We start from the raw sequence: 3379 nt of genomic DNA on the forward strand, positions 1-3379 counted from the left end.
GTAAATATTCTGACCATTTGCCCCCGTTTTTGAAGTCACTTTCACATTTTTACCCGCTTCAACTTCAGTTCTTGCGGCTGCTGTTGCGGTATTAATTGCTACTGCGACTTCATCTCCTGTCGCAAAATGGTTGCCTTTATCTGCTGCACTAATGGTGCGTTTATCCTTAGAGGCAGTGAGTTTCGTTTTAGCAACCGCCAAATCATACACGATTTGCTGATTATCGCCCTGACGCTCTTTAATCACCACACTGTGATCGGTAGATTCCACTTCAGTTTTCGCAGATTTCAACTGTTTCACATTCACCGCATCGGTATCTGCTACACCAGCTGCCACATTGGTAATTTTCGCATCATTAACATTAACTGTTTTATTTGTAGAACCTGTAGACAAGGTAATCTTAGCCCCATTCGCCTTGGTGGCGTCGTTACCATTGGCAATCGACGTAATGCCTTTTAATTCCGAATTTCCAGTTGGACCCGTAGGTCCTTGTGATCCTGCTGGACCCGTATCACCTTTGTCACCCTTAGGTCCCGCTGGACCCGCAGGGCCAGTTTCACCTCTAGGACCTGTATCTCCTTTTTCTCCTTTAGGACCCGCTTGTCCTGGATCGCCTTTATCCCCCTTCTGTCCCTGAGCACCCGCTGTTCCCTGCGGTCCTTGTGGTCCCGTTGGACCCGTAGGTCCTTGAATACCTTGTTCACCTTTAGGACCCTGTTCACCCCTAGGCCCTGCTGGACCCACAGGGCCAGCTGCACCCGCAGGGCCAGTTTCTCCTCGGTCACCCTTAGGTCCCTGAATACCCGCTGTTCCCTGCGGTCCTTGTGGTCCCGTTGGACCCGCAGGTCCTTGAATACCTTGTTCACCTCTAGGACCTGGTTCACCCTTAGCCCCTGCTGGACCCGCAGGACCAGTTTCACCTTTATCTCCCCTAGGACCCTGCTCGCCTCGCTCTCCCGCTGGGCCTGCTGGACCAGCTGCACCCACAGGACCTTGAGGGCCGACTGGTCCCGCTTCACCAGGGTCACCCTTATCGCCTTTTGCTCCTGCCTCTCCTTTTGGACCTGCAGGACCAGGTGCACCTTGTTCCCCCCTAGGACCCTGCTTGCCTGGCTCTCCCGCTGGACCTGTTGCACCTTGTGGTCCTGTTGCTCCAGCAGGACCTGCTTCGCCTCTAGGACCTGCTGGACCTTGAGCACCGACTGGACCCACAGGGCCAGCTGGACCTACTGGACCCGCAGGGCCAGTTGCACCTCTCTCACCTGTATCACCTTTTGGACCTCTATCTCCTTTAGGACCTTGTATGCCCTGAGCACCCGCTGGGCCTGCCGGACCCATCGGACCTTGATCTCCTTTTTCACCTTGTGGTCCTGTTGCTCCAGCAGGACCAGCTTCGCCTCTAGGACCTGTATCTCCTTTTGGACCTGCATCTCCTTTAGGACCCGCAGGTCCTGGATCGCCTTTATCCCCCTTCTGTCCCTGAGTACCCGCTATTCCTTGCGATCCTTGTGGTCCCATTGGACCCGTAGGTCCTTGAATACCTTGTTTACCTTCAGGACCCTGTTCACCCCTAGGCCCCGTTGGACCCGCAGGGCCTTGTTCACCTCTTAGACCTTGCTCACCTCTAGGACCTTGAGGGCCCTCTGGTCCTGTTTCACCACGGTCACCCCTATCGCCTTTTGCTCCTGCCTCTCCTTTTGGACCTGCAGGACCAGGTGCACCTTGTGGTCCAGTTGGACCCACTGGACCCATCGGACCAACATCGCCTCTATCGCCCTTAGGACCTGCTACCCCTGGAAGCCCTTGTTCACCTCTAGGACCCTGTTCACCCTTAGCCCCTGCTGGACCCTCAGGGCCTCGTGGTCCCGCAGGGCCAGCTTCACCTTTCTGACCGGTATCACCTTTGTCACCCTTAGGTCCTTGAATACCTGGTTCACCTTTAGGACCCGGTTCACCCCTAGGCCCTGCTGGACCAGGTGCACCTCGTGGTCCCGCTGGACCTACTGGACCCGCAGGGCCAGTTGCACCTCTCTCACCTGTATCACCTTTCGGACCCTCTGGCCCCCTAGGACCAGCTGCACCTGCAGGGCCTATTTCTCCTCGCTCACCCGCAGGGCCTTGTTCACCTCTTAGACCTTGTTCGCCTTTATCCCCCTTAGGACCAGGTACACCTTGTGGTCCAATTGGCCCCACTGGACCCGTAGGTCCTTGTGGTCCTGTTGCTCCAGCAGCCCCTGCTGGACCCACTGGACCAATCGGACCTGCTGGGCCTTGCTCACCTTTAGGACCCGGTTCACCCCTAGGACCTGCTGGACCCGCAGGGCCAGCTTCGCCACGTTCTCCTTTTTCACCACGATCTCCTTTTTCACCTTTCTGGATAATGCTATGCGTACCATCTGTATAGGTAATTTTTAGATTGCCATCTGCTTCTTTTTCCGCACTTTGAATTAACTTACCCATAGCGGCAATCTTATCAATTTTATCTTTGAGGTCTTTATCTAATTTAACCGTAATCGTACTGCCATTAACATCGGAAGTAATACCATTTTGTCCTTTTACAGTGAGCGTACCACTCCAAATGCCTACCTTGCCACTGCCGTTATCGCCTCCTATTTGCATGGTGAGCGATTTAAGCTGTGCCACGTTTACCGCATCGGTATCTTGTGTACCTGCCGCAACGTTGGTGATTTGGCGTTTGATTGGTTTATTGAAATTCTTCCAAGCAAAACTTCTACCAACAGAAACCGCACCAATATCAGGACTTTCTGTGGATTTAAATCCATTCTCAACAGTGCTTGCTTCCTCTGTCACAGAAAAAGGTTGTCTTGTTCCTTCAATACCCCCTTTCGTATCTGCGCTAGAGAAAGAACCCAATGCAACACCATGGATAACGTTAACAGATGATTGGTTACCCAATGCAACGCCTCCACTTTGATTTGCAATAGCACTTTCACCGACTGCAACAGCGCCTATTGCTTTTGCTTGTGCTCCATAACCATAAGCCGCAGAATAATTGAATGCTTGTGCAGTTGCCCCAACGGCTACGGCTTTGTCACCGGTTGTTTCAGCTTGATAACCTATCGCAATAGAAGTCCTACCTTCAGCTTTTGCGTACTGACCGATGACAATAGAACCAGGCCCAACCCTACTATCAATACCAATACCAATAGTACCAGCGTCAGCGTCACTTCCTTTTTCAGAACCATCTACCAACCATGCTGCTGAACCTACTGGACTAAAAAATATACCTAGTAATACTAGACTTAAAAGACTTAATTTAAATTTATCTTGCTGTTTATCTAAAAAATAATCTGAGGTGCATACTTGAGCTCTTTTATCCGTGTAAGCGGATGTTTTAGTATGAGACTTTACTAACTCA

Annotated in this window: 1 protein-coding gene; it reads right to left on the reverse strand. The window is 52.0% G+C overall.

Features of this window, described 5'->3' with window-relative positions; translation table 11 throughout:
- Positions 1-3379: hypothetical protein (locus tag B0183_RS07700; RefSeq protein ID WP_078208601.1), on the reverse strand; the 3379-nt coding region annotated here is incomplete at both ends.

It is taken from the genome of Glaesserella parasuis, assembly GCF_002015085.1.
GTDB lineage: Bacteria > Pseudomonadota > Gammaproteobacteria > Enterobacterales > Pasteurellaceae > Glaesserella > Glaesserella parasuis.